Here is a 319-nt window from a genome sequence, read left to right as displayed (position 1 = left end):
CCGCCCGGCGCTCCGGGTGTGCCCGGCGTCTCCGGTCAGGCCGGTGCGGGCGCCCCTGTTCCGCCTGGGCCTCCCGGTGTTCCGGGTCGGTCCGGGGCGGGTGCGCCCGGTGCCCAGGGCCGTCCTGGCGCGGGCGGCCCGGTGCCGCCCGGTCCCCCGGGTGTTCCGGGGGCAGGTGGCTCCAACGCTTCGGGCGTGCCCGGCGCGGGTGGCCCCGGCGCCCCCGGTCAGCCCGGTTCTCCGGGGCAGTCCGCCGGTGCGGCGTCCCACGCGTCCGGCGCCGGTGTGCCCGCGCCTCCCGGTGCGCCGGGTCGGCCCG

The sequence above is a fragment of the Streptomyces sp. ISL-11 genome (assembly GCF_018614525.1).
Taxonomy (GTDB): Bacteria; Actinomycetota; Actinomycetes; order Streptomycetales; family Streptomycetaceae; genus Streptomyces.
The sequence above is the reverse complement of the archived record's forward strand: the minus strand, read 5'-3'. Positions refer to the sequence as shown.